At 36.3% G+C, this 17,799-nt stretch carries 16 protein-coding genes; 8 read left to right on the top strand and 8 right to left on the bottom strand.

The genetic code is table 11. From position 1 onward, the window contains the following. Positions 1-5: 5 nt before the first annotated feature. Genes ribA through mpl form a run of 3 tightly spaced genes read right to left on the bottom strand, consistent with a single transcriptional unit; the run spans position 6 to position 3,693 of the window. A complete protein-coding gene (gene ribA, locus AAHH40_RS06505; protein ID WP_342219863.1) occupies positions 6-1,220 on the bottom strand; it encodes a GTP cyclohydrolase II in 1,215 nt (404 codons plus the stop codon). 38 nt (positions 1,221-1,258) lie between these two features. After that, entirely contained in the window at positions 1,259-2,335 is a 1,077-nt protein-coding gene (ribD, locus tag AAHH40_RS06500) for a bifunctional diaminohydroxyphosphoribosylaminopyrimidine deaminase/5-amino-6-(5-phosphoribosylamino)uracil reductase RibD (protein ID WP_342219862.1), read from the bottom strand. Next, the gene (gene mpl, locus AAHH40_RS06495; RefSeq protein WP_342219861.1) at positions 2,332-3,693 is read right to left on the bottom strand and encodes a UDP-N-acetylmuramate:L-alanyl-gamma-D-glutamyl-meso-diaminopimelate ligase; all 1,362 of its coding nucleotides are present in this window, start codon (positions 3,691-3,693) and stop codon (positions 2,332-2,334) included. Before mpl ends, ribD begins: the two co-directional genes overlap by 4 nt. A 193-nt stretch (positions 3,694-3,886) precedes the next feature. Here mpl and AAHH40_RS06490 point away from each other — a divergent pair, with 193 nt between their 5' ends. Together AAHH40_RS06490 and AAHH40_RS06485 are read left to right on the top strand one after the other, a co-directional pair. Further along, on the top strand, positions 3,887-5,155 hold the full coding sequence (locus tag AAHH40_RS06490; RefSeq protein WP_342219860.1) for a 6-phosphofructokinase: 1,269 nt from the start codon (positions 3,887-3,889) through the stop codon (positions 5,153-5,155). A 133-nt stretch (positions 5,156-5,288) separates the two neighbouring features. After that, complete coding sequence (locus AAHH40_RS06485) at positions 5,289-5,951, top strand: S24 family peptidase (protein WP_342219859.1); 663 nt, start codon at positions 5,289-5,291, stop codon at positions 5,949-5,951. A 30-nt stretch (positions 5,952-5,981) separates the two neighbouring features. Here AAHH40_RS06485 and AAHH40_RS06480 read toward each other — a convergent pair whose 3' ends face one another. Continuing rightward, positions 5,982-6,743 (bottom strand): 4'-phosphopantetheinyl transferase family protein, encoded by a 762-nt coding sequence (locus AAHH40_RS06480; RefSeq protein WP_342219858.1) that lies wholly within the window; start codon positions 6,741-6,743, stop codon positions 5,982-5,984. Between the two features lie 281 nt (positions 6,744-7,024). On the opposite strand from AAHH40_RS06480, the gene AAHH40_RS06475 reads away from it, so the two are divergent. From AAHH40_RS06475 to AAHH40_RS06460, 4 genes are all read left to right on the top strand, one after another. After that, positions 7,025-8,719, top strand: a complete 1,695-nt coding sequence (locus AAHH40_RS06475) for a GspE/PulE family protein (protein ID WP_342219857.1) — start codon at positions 7,025-7,027, stop codon at positions 8,717-8,719. Positions 8,720-8,726: 7 nt separating this feature from the next. Next, a complete protein-coding gene (locus tag AAHH40_RS06470; RefSeq protein WP_342219856.1) occupies positions 8,727-9,929 on the top strand; it encodes a type II secretion system F family protein in 1,203 nt (400 codons plus the stop codon). Then, positions 9,930-10,760, top strand: coding sequence for an A24 family peptidase (locus AAHH40_RS06465; RefSeq protein ID WP_342219855.1), 831 nt, complete (start codon positions 9,930-9,932; stop codon positions 10,758-10,760). It abuts the gene before it with no gap. Positions 10,761-10,865: 105 nt separating this feature from the next. Beyond that, positions 10,866-11,858, top strand: coding sequence for an NAD(P)H-dependent glycerol-3-phosphate dehydrogenase (locus AAHH40_RS06460; protein ID WP_342219854.1), 993 nt, complete (start codon positions 10,866-10,868; stop codon positions 11,856-11,858). A 162-nt stretch (positions 11,859-12,020) separates the two neighbouring features. Here the strand turns inward: AAHH40_RS06460 and AAHH40_RS06455 are convergent, their stop codons facing one another. Next, a complete protein-coding gene (locus tag AAHH40_RS06455) occupies positions 12,021-13,952 on the bottom strand; it encodes an aconitate hydratase (RefSeq protein ID WP_342219853.1) in 1,932 nt (643 codons plus the stop codon). Positions 13,953-14,195: 243 nt separating this feature from the next. Between AAHH40_RS06455 and AAHH40_RS06450 the strand changes: the two genes are divergently transcribed. Beyond that, complete coding sequence (locus AAHH40_RS06450) at positions 14,196-14,714, top strand: disulfide bond formation protein B (protein WP_342219852.1); 519 nt, start codon at positions 14,196-14,198, stop codon at positions 14,712-14,714. On the opposite strand, the gene AAHH40_RS06445 is transcribed toward AAHH40_RS06450, so the two are convergent. After that, positions 14,706-15,737: a protein kinase domain-containing protein gene (locus AAHH40_RS06445; protein WP_342219851.1), complete on the bottom strand. Its 1,032-nt coding sequence runs from the start codon at positions 15,735-15,737 to the stop codon at positions 14,706-14,708. The two genes, AAHH40_RS06450 and AAHH40_RS06445, sit on opposite strands and share 9 nt — an antisense overlap. 73 nt (positions 15,738-15,810) lie before the next feature. On the opposite strand from AAHH40_RS06445, the gene AAHH40_RS06440 reads away from it, so the two are divergent. After that, entirely contained in the window at positions 15,811-16,074 is a 264-nt protein-coding gene (locus AAHH40_RS06440) for a hypothetical protein (RefSeq protein ID WP_342219850.1), read from the top strand. A gap of 154 nt (positions 16,075-16,228) precedes the next feature. Here the strand turns inward: AAHH40_RS06440 and AAHH40_RS06435 are convergent, their stop codons facing one another. Then, a complete protein-coding gene (locus AAHH40_RS06435) occupies positions 16,229-16,822 on the bottom strand; it encodes a YggT family protein (protein ID WP_342219849.1) in 594 nt (197 codons plus the stop codon). Positions 16,823-16,827: 5 nt separating this feature from the next. Continuing rightward, the gene (locus AAHH40_RS06430) at positions 16,828-17,754 is read right to left on the bottom strand and encodes an LD-carboxypeptidase (protein ID WP_342219848.1); all 927 of its coding nucleotides are present in this window, start codon (positions 17,752-17,754) and stop codon (positions 16,828-16,830) included. Positions 17,755-17,799: the final 45 nt, after the last annotated feature.

Here is a 17,799-nt window from a genome sequence, read left to right as displayed (position 1 = left end):
CTTTTTTATAAATTGAGTAGATGTCCGAGCTTGGTTTGTTTAGTTTTTAAATAGGTATGATTTGTCGAATTAGGCTGCGCAATTAAAGGAATGCGCTCCACAACTTCTATTCCATATTGCTCTAAATCGATAATTTTTTGTGGATTATTGGTTAGTAATTTTACCTGTAATATTTTTAGGTTTTGTAGCATTTGCGCGCCTATCCAATAATTTCGATCATCACTGCCAAAACCCAATTTTTGATTCGCTTCGACAGTATCAAGGCCCTGATCTTGTAAGGCATAAGCTTTAAGTTTATTCAATAAACCAATACCCCGACCCTCTTGGCGTAAATAAAGTAATATACCCCCTTGTTGACTAATTTGTGCTAAAGATTCATGTAATTGCCAACCGCAATCACAACGGGCAGAGCCAAAGAGATCGCCAGTAAAGCATTCTGAATGGATACGTACTAAGGTGGGTTGATTGGACGCTGCTGGTTTTTCTTTAATGAGTGCTAAATGATGATGCTTGTCCAGGCAGCTTTCAAACAATTTAACTGTTAAATCACCATAATCTTCGGTAGGTAAGCCAATAGAGGCGATTTCCTTGACCAAAGTTTCAGTTTGTAGACGGTATTGGATTAAATCGCGTATCGATAATAAAGCGAGTTGATGTTGCTTGGCGAATTTTTCTAAGTCAGGAAATCTTGCCATACTTCCATCTGGGTTCATGATTTCACAGATAACCGCCGCAGATTTTAAGCCGGCTAAACGGGTTAAATCGGTACTACCTTCTGTTTGTCCCATGCGTTCTAAAATACCGCCTTTTCGGGCACGTAAAGGAAAAATGTGGCCTGGCATGACGATATCCCTAGGGCCGCTTTCGGGGTTGATAGCTACTTGAATGGTACGGGCACGGTCTGCGGCTGAGATGCCGGTCGTGACCCCTGCTGCAGCCTCGATAGACGCAGTAAAGGCAGTGTTAAAAGGGTTGGTAGAGTGTTCCACCATCATAGGGATTTGCAAGCGCTTAATATCTTCTTCAGCTAAGGCTAAGCAGATTAATCCACGCCCATATTGGGCCATGAAATTAATAGCTTCGGGCGTCACTCTATCAGCAGCAAGGACTAAGTCACCTTCATTTTCTCGGTTTTCATGATCGAATAAAACGATCATTTTACCTAGGCGTAGGTCTTCCAAAGCGCGGTCGATATTCGGGAATGTAGAGGTTTTTATCATCTGTTTTGTTATTGCTGATTTGGGACAGTATTATACGCCTATTGTTCCCTCCATTTAAACTCAAAACATGTATCTCTACCTAAATGAGTGGTATTAATCGGCATTGCCCCTTTTAAGGGGTTCGGAGAAGTAAAGGCTAGTTGGGCACTTTCTCCTAGCCATACGGGCGCCACATAAATAAACGCACGTTGTAATAAGCCGCTTTTAATGAAAGCTTGAAAACTAACACCCCCGGCCTCTATCCACAAATTAATTTTTCCATCTTGTCCAATTTGCTTCAGTATTGCCAGTAAATCAAGACCTTTTTTATCACTTTTTATGGGAATGAAACGGATATCATGTTGTTGTAGTTTTTGTCGATTACTTAAATCGGCATCATGGAAAATAGTAATGGATTCTACAGAATTAAAAATTTTTGCTGAAATCGGTATGCTGAGATGGGTATCTAAAATATAAAGCGGTTTTTTATATGTCCCATCATCTAAACGACAATTTAATAACGGATTGTCCAAACAAATTGTTTTCGCCGTCGTTAAAATGGCGTCACTTTGTTTACGTTGTTGATGTGTAAATTGCTGAGCTTCATTGCCTGTCAATCGAATACGTTTTCCATTTTTACCGGCAATTTTTCCATCTAAACTCATGGCTAATTTTGCGGTAGTAAAGGGTCTTTTATGTTTCCACCAGTAGCTATAACTCGCATAAAAATTATCGATAGCAGGTAGAGGATGTTGGATACATTCAATTCCTGACTGCTGTAGTATTTTATCAGTATGACTGTTTACAGCAGGGTTGGGATCTCGAAAAGCATAAATGACCTTAACGATGCCGCTTTTTTTAATCAGATCAGTGCACGGAGGAGTTTTTTTGGCGGTATGACAACAAGGTTGTAAAGTCACATACAATGTGGCGCCTTGGATAAGAGAAGGATCAACTTTACTAATGGCATCCACTTCGGCATGAGCTAAACCACTTTTCTGGTGATAACCCGTGGCGATAACCTGTGCATTTTTAACTAATACAGCACCCACGCAGGGGTTTGGTGCGCAAAAGCCCTGGCGTATCTCTGCCAATGCTAAGGCAGATTTGAGATAGTGAGTGGCAGAGTTATTCATGTATCTAAGGCCTGAGCCAATTTTTCATGTAGCTTATCAAAAGCGCTGTTACTCATAATCACGATATGATCGGAAGTTTGGGCTTCTTTAACTACTTTTTGGACGATATCCGCTACGGAGTCGCAAATAACAATCGGAATTGATGTTGTTTCAATTAAGCGTTCAATACCCCAATCTTGCTTTGGCCGCATTAACCATACCTTGTTTGCATTTTGTAAAGAAGGGCCTAAAGTTTCTCGATGTATTCCAGACCGCATAGTATGTGTACCAGATTCTAAAATAACTAAAATGCGTTTATTTCCAATTTTTTTACGTAACCCGGCAAGCGTTGCGGCAATGGCGGTAGGATGATGGGCAAAATCATCGTAAAGTGTTATGCCATTGACTTGTTTATAGATTTCTAAGCGGCGTTTGACTCCTTGAAATTGATTCAGTGCAGCAATTGCATTTTTTGGGTTAACACCGATATGATGTGCAGCCGCTATGGCAATAACAGCATTTGCTGCGTTATGATCCCCGATTAACAACCAATCTACTTCGCCTTGTTTTTTGTTTTTATGATAGACAGTAAATTGACTGGCATCTGCTTTTAATAATTCGGTTCGCCAAGTTATATTTTTATTTTCTTCATTTCCTGTGTACTCAATCGGTGTCCAACAACCACGTGATATGACACTTTGTAAATTTCTATCGGTTTTTGGGCAAATAATTAATCCCTGGCTAGGCACCGTTCGTAATAAATATGAAAATTGAGTTTTAACTGCATCTAAGTTGGGAAAAATGTCTGCATGATCAAATTCAAGATTATTTAAAATCAAGGTTTTAGGATGGTAGTGAATAAATTTAGAGCGCTTATCAAAAAATGCCGTATCGTATTCATCCGCTTCAATGACAAAAAAATCTTCTTTTCCTAAACGAGCAGAACTACCGAAATTTTTAGAAATACCCCCTATTAAGAATCCAGGATTTAAGCCAGCATATTCTAATATCCAGCTTAATAGACTGGATACCGTGGTTTTACCATGCGTTCCTGAAACCGCTAAAACGTGGTATTTACTTAAAACATTTTCGGCTAGCCATTGTGGTCCCGAAATATAAGGGATATTTCGATTTAAAACATATTCAACACATGGATTTCCACGTGTCATGGCATTTCCCATGATTACTAAATCAGGATGAGGTAATAGATTCTTTTCATTATAGCCTTCAAAAACCGGAATTTTATGTTCGGCCAAATGAATACTCATTGGGGGATAGATATTTGCGTCAGAGCCGCTCACATCTAAATTTTTTTGCTTGGCTATTAAAGCAATGCCTGCCATGAATGTACCGCAGATACCTAAAATATGAAGTCGCATATTAGCCTAGAAAAAGTGTGAATGTTTCAAGTATATTATACTCTTCGCACTTGAATTTTTGTCTGTGTTGCCGCTCAACTCGCAATCCTCATGTATGTTAATACACTCCGGTTGCTTCGTTTTCGCGGCGCCTTGCCAAAAATCCGATTGCGGTGAGTATATTTAACTTTAAGTTACCTGGAGAATACGCGGGATGTCAAAGAAAAATGTGTTTTATGCTCAATCAGGCGGCGTTACGGCAGTTATTAATTCAACCGCCTGCGGTGTGATTGAAACCGCAAGGCAATATAAAAACAAAATCGGTAAGGTTTATGCTGGCTGTAATGGAATTATAGGTGCTTTGACTGAGGATTTAATTGATACAAGTAAAGAAAGCAGCAAAGCAATTGCTGGACTACGTTATACGCCCGGAGGAGCATTTGGCTCTTGTCGCTATAAATTAAAAAGCCTAGAGGAAAATCATGCGCAATATGCTCGTTTGATAGAGGTGTTTAAAGCCCATGACATCGGTTATTTTTTTTATAATGGGGGTGGGGACTCACAAGATACCGCACATAAAATTTATTTGCTTAGTCAAAAACTAGATTACCCATTAATCTGTATTGGTATTCCAAAAACCGTCGATAATGATCTTCCTATCACCGATAACTGCCCTGGTTTTGGTTCAGTTGCGAAGTATGTCGCTATTTCTACTTTAGAAGCAGGTTTAGATGTTGCCTCGATGTGTGCAACATCGACTAAAGTGTTCATCATGGAAGTAATGGGTCGACATACCGGTTGGATTGCGGCAGCAAGTGGATTGGCAATGCAAAAAAAGGGAGATGCGCCACATATCATCTTATTTCCTGAAATAAGCTTTGATGAGACTTTATTTTTGCAGCAAGTAGATAAAACCGTAAAAAAATTTGGTTATTGCGTTATTGTTTTGGCGGAAGGGATTAGGGATAGCAAACTACAATTTTTAGCTGAAGCGGGTACTATCGATGCATTTGGACATAAGCAATTAGGTGGCGCGGCTCCGGTTATTGCGCAATTAGTTAAAGCTAAATTAGGATATAAATATCATTGGGCATTACCTGATTATTTACAACGTTCTGCACGTCATATCGCTGCTGAAGTTGATGTTAAACAGGCTTACGCCTTAGGCAAAGCGGCCGTTGAATTTGCTCTTAAAGGCAAAAATGCGGTAATGCCTACTATCGTGAGAGCAGCAAGCAAGCGTTATCAATGGACGATTGGTGAGGCAAAATTAGCTGCAGTAGCAAATCAGGAAAAAAAACTACCCCGTTCTTACATCAGCAAGGATGGTTTCCATATTACTCAGCGTTGTCGCGACTATTTGCTGCCATTAATTCAGGGTGAATCTTATCCTCTGTATCAAAAGGGTTTACCAAATTATATATCGCTAAAAAAGATTAAAGTTAAGAAAAAACTAGGGAATTTCGTTGTTGAATTAAAATAATTATGCCGCTACTTATCTAAAAAGGTAATATGTATTATCATATATATTACTTTTTTTGACATTTATAGGACTTTAAACAAAGTATAAGTTTACTCTATGGGTCATAACAATAAAACTTTAATAAAGCTATGGCATGAATATAAAAGACATTAGACGGAAAAATTTACGGAAATTAGCACGCTCAGTAGGCGGGATCACCGATTTATCTGAGTATTTGGATCGCTCGCAAAGCCAGATTAGTCATTTAATAGGCAATAGCCCGATTAAAAATATTGGCGATCGATTGGCTAGCCATATCGAGAAGGTTTTTAATAAACCTCATGGATGGCTGGATCATGAACATGCTGCTGAAGAGTCTGAAGGCGCTTACCAGTATGAGAATAGTCAGCCTTATTATCAAGTTCCCTTATTGACACCTCAAGAGGCGAAAGAACGTTTTCTGCAATTCATAAAAATTTCACCAAAAACTTATTCTAAGTATTTAAGCACTAATATTCCACTTAGTTCGGATGCTTTTGCATTGCGTGTAGAGAATGATTGCATGGAAACCGCACAAGGGCCAAGTTTTCCTAAAAACTGTATTATTGTATTAGATACTGATTGCGTAGCACATAATGCTGCTTTTATTTTAGCTAAAATAAAGCAAGATCCCGGAAGTACGCTACTTTTTAGACAATTAGTTATAGATGGAAATCGTCGTTACCTGAAAGCGCTAAACCAGCATTATCCTTTGACAGAAATGCAAGCTGATGATACGACATGTGGAGTAGTGCGCTTTATGCTGATGGAGTTTTGATAAATAGTAGATTATTTTTGTTCAATATTTTTAGTTATTTAATCTAAACATGCTTTTAGTGTATTTTTTAATAACGATGGGTTTTTCGTTTCCTTTTACAGCAATAGCAGTTGCAAAATCAGGGTAAAGGGATAAGTTTGAAATAGCATAATGAGGATTCATTTCTTTTTTTTTGGATTCTAAAATACTTAATTTAGAATCTAAGGAAAGTTTGTATCGAGAATAGGGATGAGTCTGCAAACTATCCCCCATTGCTTTTACTAAAGCTTCATTTCTTACCCAAGCATTAAAAAATGCTTCTAATTTCTTTATACCCTGCAGTGATTGCAATTGATCATATTCATCTGCGGGAAGGAAACGATAGGCAATTTTATCGAGATGTATTCTGTGGTTTATATATTCAATATCAATACCTACCGGTGTGTCGATAGTAAAAGCATAAACTAAGATATTTTTTGAATGTGAGAGATTAAACTCTATGCATTGCTCAGGATTTATCAATAAAGGCTTACCAGAAACTGAATACGTTAATTTCAGTTTCTGTGGATCTTGTTCAGAATAATAAGCCAATAAATCACGTAAGACAGCTCTTGAAACAATAAAGCCTAGTCGATAAGGGAGAGCTAACTTTTCAGCACGTATTTTTTCCTCAGGGGAAAGCCAGTTTTTAAAGATTTCATATTTTTTTGCATGGACTTCAAGACTAGTATGCCAAAGATGAATAATAGATTGGTTCAACGTGCCCATAGGTATTAGATCCTGATGTCTTAAAAAACCTTGCTGGATTTCCAAACGTTCCAACAGTATAAAGCTTAAAAGAATATATCAAAGCAATAATATAAACTCTGCATTTAATTTATTTCTAAGCATCACCTATAAGAAAATAAGTAAGTTCCAAAAATAGAAATTATTATTGTTTTTAACTATTTCTATTCTTAACCCCAAGAACTTCTACCAGCAAGGTGTTCATAAACTCAGCAATATCTATATAAACATTAAAAAAATAATGTGTCAATACATTTGCTAGTAATTTGCGGTATACTGGGTAAGGTCGAATTCAGGGATATAATAAAATGGAAAGATTTTCCATTAATAAATTTTTAAGACATTTAATACTAAATTGCGGATTAAAAAAAGAATTTGTTGATGAAATGATAGCGTATGCTAAACAACAGCAAATTTCTTTTATAACTTATTTAATCCAAACAAAAAAGATAGATTCTTCTTATTTAGCCCAGCTTTTAGCTGCTGAATTTTATCTAAGCTACATTGATTTAGATACTATTGATTTAATGCAAATACCTAGCAGTATATTGGATAAAAAGTTACTACTAAAATACAAAATATTACCTTTATCGCAAGATAAAAAAAATTTGACGTTAGCTTTAGTTGACCCCACGCAGCAACAGGTTTTCGACGATATTCGATTTTCTACTGGCTTAATGTTGGAATATAAGCTTGCAGAAGAAAAACAATTGGTAGAGCTGTTAAAAAAAATAAAAGACACGCGTTTAATAAAACAAGGCATTAATAGTGTGGGAAATTTAAGTCGTCACCAAGTAGCGCAGCCAAAAGACGTCAATAATCTAGATACAGTATTAAATAACTTCAGCAATGACGATTTAACAATTATCAACTATGTCAATGAGCTCTTGATTGATGCTATTACACATAATGCATCTGATGTTCATATAGAACCTTTTCAAAATGAACTACAAGTACGATTTAGGATTGATGGGTTATTGTATTCGATGGTTATTCTGCCTAAGCATTTAATTTCAAGGATTATCACTCGCTTAAAAATCATGTCGCAATTAGATATTGCTGAGCGAAGAATTCCACAAGATGGTCGTTTCCAATTAAAGGATATTGATGGTCGAAATGTAGATTGTAGATTGAGTACCTGCCCAACTATTCATGGCGAAAAATTAGTGATTAGAATTTTGGATAGTAACAAAATGATGCTAGAAATAGATAAATTGGGAATGAACAACGCACAAGAAAGGGAATTTATCAAAGCTTTAACAAGTCCTCATGGGATGATTTTAGTCACAGGACCCACCGGAAGTGGAAAAACTATCACTCTGTATACAGCTTTAAGTTTTTTAAAAAAAACTACCGTCAATATTTCTACTGTAGAAAACCCTATAGAAATTATTTTATCAGGAATTAATCAGGTTAACGTAAATCCTGCCGTAGGCTTAAATTTTGCTTGTGTGTTAAGGGCTTTTTTACGTCAGAATCCAGACATTATTATGGTAGGAGAAATGAGGGATCAGGAAACCGCGGAAATAGGAATAAAGGCTGCTCAAACAGGCCATCTGGTTTTATCAACGTTACATACCAATAGTGCTGCGGACAGTTTGATCCGCTTGGAGAATATGAATATTCCTACTTATAATATTGCAGCTTCTGTACAGTTAATTATTGCACAGCGTTTAGTTAGACGATTATGTGTACATTGTAAAATTGAAGAGCAATTACCCGAAAAAATTTTGTTAAAGTTGAATTTTTTACCCGATATTAAAATTTTTGCTGCAAAGGGATGTTCACAATGTACCGAAGGTTATAAAGGTCGTACTGGAATTTTTGAAATATTAACACTTACCAATGATATAAAAAAAATAATTTTAAAGAAGAATAGCGCGTTAGAAATCAATCAATTTGCAAAAAAACAAGGGATGCAAACTTTGTATTTATCGGCCTTAGAAAAACTTAAACAAGGTGAAATAAGTTTATTAGAAATGAAACGCGTAATAAAAGACTAAGTAATGTATGTTAAGTATTGTTAAAGTTTTGATCTGGAAAGGACTAACCACCACCAACAAGTCATATGAGGGTAAAGAATATTTCCGAAGCAAAACCCAATTACGCTTAGAATTACAACGTCAGGATATTTTTATAAACTATATACGTACTCGTTGGATTATTCGATTTATTAAGCCTGTCAAAATGCAGGAAATCTTTCTTTTTACACGTCAAATAGCGCGTTTACTACAAGCAGGAATTCCACTACTACAAATATTACAATTACTAGAGGCCAGTATCAACAACACCACTTTACAGGAATATTTACAAAAATTAATTGCTGAGTTGGAAGAGGGATTTTCACTAAATGAAGCGTTGCAAGAAAATAAAATCTATTTTAATAAATTTCATTGTAGCTTAATTGCATTAGGAGAAAAAACCGCTACTTTAGGGTTAATGTTTGAGCGCATTGCAGCATATCAAGAAAAAAATATGAAGTTAAAAGCAAAAATAATTAATGCATTAGTATATCCCGCTGTAGTTTTAATAGTGGCTATTCTGGTTTTTATTGCTTTATTAATGGGAGTAGTCCCTCAGTTTGAACAGTTTTTTTCTGATGTAGGGGCACAACTACCATTAATAACACGGATCGTTATTCATTTATCCAAACATATAGGATTTATTTGCAGCTATTGCGGCTTATTTTTATTAATATTAGGTGGCTTTTTTATTTTCTTAAAAAAGAGATATCCAATTGTAGATAATAAACTAGATGTTTTTTATTTAAAAATTCCTTTGCTTAAAAAAATTATCTCAGAAATTATAATTGCCCGTATCACACGTGCTTTATCTACCGCTCTAGCTGCGGGTTTGCCATTACTTGATGCTTTACAACTTATTGCTGAAATATCCGGAAACTTTGTTTATAAGTCGGCTATTTTAATGAGCTGTGAGCAGATACGTGACGGTGAAGGCTTTTATCAAGCTTTTTCACGGCAAAAAGTGATGCCATTAGATCTATTGCAACTTATTAAAATTGGGGAAATGGCTAATTGTCTAAGCGAAATATTAAATAATACTGCGGATATATATGAAGAAAAAATGAATTATTTTGCTGATAATTTATCAGTATTATTAGAACCCTTATTAATTATTATTTTAGGTTTAATGGTATCTGGTTTGGTTATAGCTATGTATTTGCCTATTTTTAAATTAGGAAGTGTTATTTAAGTGGAATTTTTTTTAAAAGCCAGTCTTGTTTTTTTTAGTGTTTTGTTAGGTAGTTTTTTTACGGTATTGGTATATCGTTTACCATTAATGTTACAGCAGCAATGGAGAAAAAATGCTCAACAGTTTTTAAGCCAAGAAAATTTGTTGCAGCTAAATGAAAAAACTTTTAATATTTTTTTACCCTTTTCGCATTGCCCGAATTGTCGTGAATATTTACCTATTTCACAGAAGATACCCCTAGTAAGTTATTTTTTTCTAAAAAGAAAATGCGCATATTGTCAGGTAAGAATTTCCTTTTGTTATCCGTTCATAGAAATTTTAACTTTAATAAGCTCATTTATCGTTATTCAACGATTTGGAATAAGTTTACAAGCCTTTGCGGCTTTAATTTTAACCTGGGGCTTATTAATTTTAGCGTTTATTGATTTTGAACATAAGCTATTACCGGATATCATCACTTTTCCTTTATTGTGGTGCGGTTTAATTTTCAGTATCCCACAGACTTTTGTTGCTCCAGAAGCGGCTATTTTAGGTGCTTGTTTTGCTTATCTCTTTCTTTATGTACTAGCCAAATGCTATCAATTTTTAGCAAAAGTAGAGCCCATGGGCGAGGGGGATTTTAAATGTTTCGCCTTATTAGGTGCTTGGTTAGGTATAAAAGCTTTACTTTATATTTTATTTATAGCTGCTGTTGCAGGCTCCATAGTGGGCATAACGTTATATCTTTTGAATAAAGAAAGCTTGCGAAAAGGCATAGCTTTCGGTCCTTATTTAGCCTTATCGGGTTGGTTAGTTTTAATAGTTCAACCCAACTTAGATTATATTTTTTAATTTAATAGCGGCATCACAGACAAAAATTCAATTGCGAAGAGTATATCTAAAAAGCAACTATGATAAACTTAAGTCCATATATGAAGCTTAATAACGGAAAAACCAATGTCTGAAAAGTTACCTGATATTCATTTGCCTATCTCTATTATTGGCGCAGGGGCCTGGGGGAGCGCTCTAGCTATTCACTTAGCTCGTAAGCATCAGCAAGTGCATTTATGGGCATATGAAAAACAACAAGTGTCTGAAATAAACACTAAAAGAACTAATGAACGATACTTACCTGGCGTCGTTTTTCCTTCTAATATCACTTGCTCGGATGATTATCAAACGGTCCTTTCAGAAACGCGGGATATTTTAATTGTTGTACCTAGCGCCGCTTTTCATACAACCTTAAAGAAAATGCAGCCTTTTTTGCAGGTTAATCAACGCTTGCTATGGGCAAGTAAAGGCTTAGATTCTGAAAAACATCAATTATTGAATGAAGTGGTTAAAGATATATTAGGACATAAAGAAATGGCAGTGTTATCAGGGCCTAGTTTTGCTAAAGAAGTCGCTATGGGTTTGCCTACCGCTGTCTGCATTGCGTCGGAAAATTATGATTTTGCGCATGACCTATTATTAAGGTTTCAGACCAAGAATTTTCGCGTGGAAATAACGCAAGATATTATTGGTGTGGAACTTGGCGGCGCTATAAAAAATATACTTGCAATTGCTGTTGGTATGACCGAAGGTTTAGGCTTTGGTGCCAATGCAAAAGCCGCAGTGATTACTTCCGGATTATCCGAAATGATTGAACTAGGTTTAACATTAGGCGCAAAGCAGGATACTTTCTTGGGACTATCAGGTCTTGGGGATCTGGTATTAACCTGTACCGATAATCAATCTCGCAATCGTCGTTTAGGTTTAGCTATAGGGCAAGGACGAAGCTTAGAGGAAGCTAAAAAGCTAATTGGTACTACGGAAGGTTATGAAACCGCAAAAAATATTTTCTTTTTAATAAGGAAATATGATGTTAAGGCGCCATTTTGTGAAGGCGTATATCGTATTTTGTATGAACAAAAATCGCCGCAAACGCTTTTTAAAGATTATTTTCATTAAAGAAACTATTCAAAGCTTAGAAGTGTCTTCAATTGTGCTAGGCTGAGACAAAAAGCGCTGTTTTTTGAGTATCGTAACGGAGCATACACGCAGTATGTGAGTAACGAAACGCAGAAAAACAGATGCTTGTTGGCCAGCATCGTGCAATTGAAGACAACTTCTTTATTGTTTTATCCAATTAATGAGCCCACCTGCTAACAATACTTTAAGTTCTCGCGGACTTAGAGGATGAGTAACGATGTAATTTTTATTTTTAGTTTTATTATGAACGGTCAGTTTCTCAGACGTTTGAATAGTTTCACGAATATCTTTAATCAATAATACATCATCTTGGTCAATAGTGTCATAATCCGCAGGATGAGTGAAAACCAAAGGTAAAATTCCAAAGTTAACTAAGTTTTGTCTATGAATACGTGCAAATTGTTTAACTAGCACTGCTTGCACACCTAAATACCGTGGTGCAATGGCAGCATGTTCCCGACTGGATCCTTGTCCATAGTTTTCACCGCCAACAATAATGGATCCGGTTTTTTGGTATTCTAAAGCGCGTTTTGGGTAAGAGGGATCAAGTTGATCAAAAACAAATTGGCTAATCCCAGCAATATTGCTGCGGAAAGGAAGTACTTTCGCACCTGCGGGCAAAATTGTGTCGGTAGAAATATCATCACCGACTTTAATTAAAACCGGTCCTTCAATCATATCGGCTAAAGGCGGAAAGATAGGTAGGGGTTGGATGTTAGGACCTTTCGCTAATTTTATTTCATTAGGATTAGCAGAAGGTGGTACCAACATTGTTGTATTAATAATGATTTTTTGTGGCTCTTTAAAACGAGCATAAGTTTTATCTTTTAGAGAACGAGGATCGGTGATAACTCCAGTTAAAGCCGAAGCGGCGGCAATTTCGGGACTGCAGAGATAGACTTGGTCTTCTTTGGTTCCGGATCGACCTGGAAAATTTCTTGGTACGGTACGTAAACTTATTTTTCCAGAGGCAGGAGCTTGACCCATACCAATACACCCATTACATCCCGCTTGATGAATACGCCCACCTGCGCGAATTAATTTTTCTAAAATGCCTAATTCAACCATATTTTCCAAAATTTGGCGTGAGGTTGGGTTTATATCAAAAGAAATTCCAGGAGCGATTTGTTTTCCAGCGACAATTTCGGCTGCAACAGCGAAATCTCGTAGGCCAGGATTGGCCGATGAACCGATCATCGCTTGGTAAATAGGTCGACCAACAACTTCTTGGATAGGGACTACTTTTCCTGGGCTAGAAGGTAAGGCAATTAAAGGTTCAAGCTTCGAAAGATCGATTTCATCATGTTCATCGTAACTGGCATTTTTATCGGCAATAATTTCTTGCCAATCAGCTTCACGTTGTTGAGATTTCAGAAATTCCCGTGTCATCTCATCAGAGGGGAATACACTGGTGGTTGCCCCCAGTTCTGCGCCCATGTTTGCAATGACATGACGATCCATTGCAGATAAATGCTGCAGTCCCGGTCCATAATATTCAATAACTTTACCAATTCCACCATCAACATCATGACGACGTAATAATTCTAAAATGATATCTTTAGCACTGACCCAATCTGGCAGTGAGTTGGTTAATTTTACACCCCAAACTTTGGGCATGGTGACATGAAAGGGATGTCCAGCAATAGCCATAGCAACTTCTAATCCACCTGCGCCAATGGCTAACATGCCCATCGACCCGGCCGCACAGGTATGACTATCTGAACCCAATAAGGTTTTTCCCGGTTTTCCAAAACGTTCCATATGTACGGGGTGACTGACACCATTACCCGGGCCACTGTAATAGAGACCAAATTTTTCACAAGCACTCAGTAAAAATAAATGGTCATCTGCATTTTTGAAATCTGTTTGTAATAGGTTATGGTCGATATACTGTACAGAGACTTCGGCCTTAGTCTGATTTAATCCCATTGCCTCACATTCAAGCATCACCATTGTGCCTGTGGCATCTTGACACAATGTTTGATCAATTTTTAGGCCAATTTCGGCGCCTGCTTGCATGTCGCCTGCAACTTTATGAGAGTTGATTAATTTTTGTGTTACATTTTGTGGCATTTAGAATTCCTAATTATTTAGTCTATTGGCATTGCCAAAAATCCAATTGCTGCGCGTAACCAAAACTAAAGTAAACAATGAACGAGCCTTTAACTGACAGGATGCATAAATAATTTCCTATAGGAAATTAAGTTAAAATACGATAGAACCTATGAATTGTTCATCATATGGAACTATGTGTAGTTTACTACATAATGTATAGTAGTTTACAGCAAGCCTCAATCTAACGGTAGGGATCCGAATATGCATTTACCCGTTACTCGCTGGATCGATTTATTGACATTTTTTCTTTGCGCCTTGGTGTTAGCGGTTGCGGTTTATTTGCAATATAAAGTTGGGATCATTCCCTGTCCGCTCTGCATTATCCAAAGGTTTTTAATTACTTTGTTAGGATTGTTATTTTTAATGGGTGCGTTGTTTAATTTTGAAGCAGCAACGCGTTGCTTCTTGCATACCCTAACTTTTTTATTTGCAGTAGCCGGTGCAGTAGTGGCGAGTCGCCAACTATGGTTGGAGCATTTTCCTTCCGATCAATTAATCAGTTGTCAAGCCGCGATAGCGCAATATAGTACTTCTATCTATTTTCATAAAATTACGGAATTATTTTTTCAAGGAACTAGCAATTGCGGCAGCGGAACCTGGCGTTTTTTAAGTTTAAGCATGCCAGGATGGACATTAATAATTTTTATTGTGTTAGCGGCTATCTCTTTACGACAAGTCTATATAAATCGACGCAAACATAAACGACATTTCTTATCTTGAAAAAGTCAAATTATGGTTATTTTGAGCTTCTTGATAAACTAGATTTTCACTTTTTTTGCTTTCAAGTAATTGAGCGGCAAACTCTTCAGAATCAGCATAAATGACGAAATAGATTTCCAATCTAACTATTATTTGTTTTAACTCCGGGACCTTAGGTCGTTCTGGTGCAGGTGCTAGCATAAGTAATGCAAGTTTTTTTAATATTTCTTTCTTTTGTTCGGTAGTTTGCGGATCATTCCAATTTGTTTGGAAGTTTTTTAGATCCGTTTTGATCGTATTCTCGATCTGTTTAACCAGCTGTTCACCAGTTAAATTTAAACAATCTTTAATCAAAGCCTGCCATTGCGTTGAATAATTTTCAGCCCAATCTCGATAGAATAGTATTTTTTCAATATCGCTAAGTGATTTAGTTGGAAGTGGGGGACTTAATAACTGTTTGGTTAATAAATGCCATAAGCATGCACCTAAGGACCATAAATCTGTATTAAGGTTGTATAAATTTTTTGTACAAAAATCTTTATTTAAAAATAATTCAGGAGCAGAAAATTGAAAAGTACTAATTTGTGGAGCTGCTTCATCTTTAAAATAGGCACAACCAAAATCACCTAAAATAAAGTCACCATTGGTTTTAAGAAAAATATTGCTTGGTTTTATATCATTATGAATCATCCCATGATGAATTTGTTTATTTTGGTCTTTAAACTCAGAGCTATCTAAGGCATTAATAGCTTTTATAAGTTGCTGAAATCCTTGAAACAGATAACTTAATACAGCGCTAGGATTGAAATTATATTGGTTGTAAATATGTTTTACGTGGGTTTGTAGATCGCCAATTTCTTGATAACAGGTATATAAGATATTTGCCGTCCCATCTGATCCTTGAGCAACTGGTAATGCAAAAAGGTCAAATGGAAAATTAACAGCGGTAACAGTTTGTAGAGCTTCAGTCATCTTATTTTCGCGTTCGACGCCGGAGCTCCCCCGTTTTTTAACAAGTTCACGAGTTTTGCCTTGGGCAGACACTGTAACTCTTTTAACAATCCCATTCTGGCCATTTTCAATAAGATTTTCATTATTATAAGTTATTACGTTTTCAATGTTATCTATACTTAATGTGGCCAGAAAATTTTTTAGCTCAGGTGTGGTGCATATTTGTATTGGGCTAAAAGGAGAAGGTACTCCTGAAGAGCTAACAGATGAAGTAGATAAATGGTTTCTTGGTTTAAGATTTAAGTTAGGGGGGCGTTTCTTCTTAAAAAAATTCGGAAGAGGAGGTGGTGAAGGAACAAAAAAAGTAGGCATAATCATTTACGTATTTAATATTGGATTGATTTATCCTCCGTCTAAGTCAAATCCTTAGCTAATTATTGTATCGAGCAAAGATTAAAGAAAGATTAAATCTAATTCTGAAAAAAACGATGAATAATTTTTGCCAGGAACGATTTAATTTTTTGAATAGGTGAAAGGGGGAGCTGTAGACGTAGATGGAAAAAATGCAGCAAAAAAATTAGATTTTAACTGCTTAAATGACCTAAAGCCAAGCTTGCGCCGATTTGCGCCAGTGGTTGTACTAAAAGAATAGTTAATAATTTTAAACAGATGATCAAAATAAGTGGTGAAAAATCGAATCCTGAAATACTCGGCAAGATGCCGCGGATGGGCCTAATTAAAGGTTCACTGATTCGTACCAATATTTCAACGAGTGGACCGTGCGCTAACGGACTAATCCAACTTAAAATAGTTAAAGCGATAACGGCATAAAAGAAGATATTAATTAATTGATTCAGAAGCTCGGCAAATCCGAGTACCAGCAATCCAAGTAAATGTGGAGTAGTATTAATTTGTAACCAGACAAGAAATGCAATTTTAATCATTTCTAAGCCTAATAATAATAAGATAGCTGCTAAATCGATACCCTGTAGACTTGGGAGAACACGACAAATAGGGCGTAGCGGAGGGTTGGTTAATTTTGCTACTAATACAAACAAAGGGTTGTGACTATCGGTATTAACCCATTGTAAAACAATTCGCAAAAGCAAAATAAAAATATAGAGATCAAAAATAGATTGAATTAGGAATATACCCGCATTACTGAAGGAATTAAGCATAGAAATTAACCTGTTATTTTAATAGTGAGTTGATTTTTATTTAAGTCTAAGTATGCGGGGGTTCCAAAAGGTAAACAGCGATTCTTTTTCCCATGGCCAATGTCTGGACAACGTAAGACCGGAAAATTTTGTTGCTTGGCAAATCGTTCTAATACCGCTTGAATCTTTTTTTTCTCTTCCAGTTTGGTAGGAAAAGTGAAATCTCCGAATAAGATGGCTTTTACATGAGTTAATATTCCGGATTGTTGCAAGTGTTGTAGCATACGGTCGATACGATAAGCAACTTCATTGACATCTTCTAAAAATAAGATTTTATCTTTAGTTTCAATTTGCCAATCTGTGCCCAGACTTGTTTGTACTAAGCTAAGACTACCTCCCGTCAAAGGAGCTTGGGTAGAGTCAAACGTATTAATGGGCTTATGGTAAGGGGTTAATAAATAGATTAATTCGGGTAGCTGACCAAAAATAACTTTTTTTAACTCATTAATATTTTCTTCTTCAATTAGATGATGAACTACTTGGTTAAGTGTAGGGCCATGCAGGGTTTGCCAACGCCATTTTTGTTGCAGAAATAAATGTAAGGCGGTGATATCACTAAAACCAATAAATAATTTACATTGTTCAGGCGGGGATAATTTTAGTAGATGAGGTATAAGGCGAGTGCAACCATAACCTCCGCGTAGACACCAAATAGCTTGTGAATCAGTGTTAATTAAAGCTTCTTTTAGCTGTTGGAAACGTTTTTCATCACTGTTAGCACATAACAAATCGGGTCCAAATAACTCAGAAGAAATTCTTGGTGTTAATTGCCAACTCTTTAATAAAGATTTTAATTTTTCTAAAATAGCCGTGTCTGTAACGCCACTGGCCGGAGCAATAATATCAATGACGAAATTCTTCTTTAAAGTTTGCCAGGGTTTAAAGCTATCCATCTTTTCTGGATCCTAGGTACATAAATATCAACTTTACTTTTATTT

The organism is Rickettsiella endosymbiont of Miltochrista miniata (genome assembly GCF_964031245.1).
GTDB lineage: Bacteria > Pseudomonadota > Gammaproteobacteria > Diplorickettsiales > Diplorickettsiaceae > Aquirickettsiella.
The sequence above is the reverse complement of the archived record's forward strand: the minus strand, read 5'-3'. Positions and strand labels throughout refer to the sequence as shown.

Coding starts and splice junctions, on each gene's coding strand:
- ribA (WP_342219863.1), bottom strand. CDS start 1,220: ATGATAAAAACCTCTACATTCCCGAATATCGACCGCGCTTTGGAAGAC.
- ribD (WP_342219862.1), bottom strand. CDS start 2,335: ATGAATAACTCTGCCACTCACTATCTCAAATCTGCCTTAGCATTGGCA.
- mpl (WP_342219861.1), bottom strand. CDS start 3,693: ATGCGACTTCATATTTTAGGTATCTGCGGTACATTCATGGCAGGCATT.
- AAHH40_RS06490 (WP_342219860.1), top strand. CDS start 3,887: ATGTCAAAGAAAAATGTGTTTTATGCTCAATCAGGCGGCGTTACGGCA.
- AAHH40_RS06485 (WP_342219859.1), top strand. CDS start 5,289: ATGAATATAAAAGACATTAGACGGAAAAATTTACGGAAATTAGCACGC.
- AAHH40_RS06475 (WP_342219857.1), top strand. CDS start 7,025: ATGGAAAGATTTTCCATTAATAAATTTTTAAGACATTTAATACTAAAT.
- AAHH40_RS06470 (WP_342219856.1), top strand. CDS start 8,727: ATGTTAAGTATTGTTAAAGTTTTGATCTGGAAAGGACTAACCACCACC.
- AAHH40_RS06460 (WP_342219854.1), top strand. CDS start 10,866: ATGTCTGAAAAGTTACCTGATATTCATTTGCCTATCTCTATTATTGGC.
- AAHH40_RS06455 (WP_342219853.1), bottom strand. CDS start 13,952: ATGCCACAAAATGTAACACAAAAATTAATCAACTCTCATAAAGTTGCA.
- AAHH40_RS06450 (WP_342219852.1), top strand. CDS start 14,196: ATGCATTTACCCGTTACTCGCTGGATCGATTTATTGACATTTTTTCTT.
- AAHH40_RS06440 (WP_342219850.1), top strand. CDS start 15,811: ATGTTATCTATACTTAATGTGGCCAGAAAATTTTTTAGCTCAGGTGTG.
- AAHH40_RS06435 (WP_342219849.1), bottom strand. CDS start 16,822: ATGCTTAATTCCTTCAGTAATGCGGGTATATTCCTAATTCAATCTATT.
- AAHH40_RS06430 (WP_342219848.1), bottom strand. CDS start 17,754: ATGGATAGCTTTAAACCCTGGCAAACTTTAAAGAAGAATTTCGTCATT.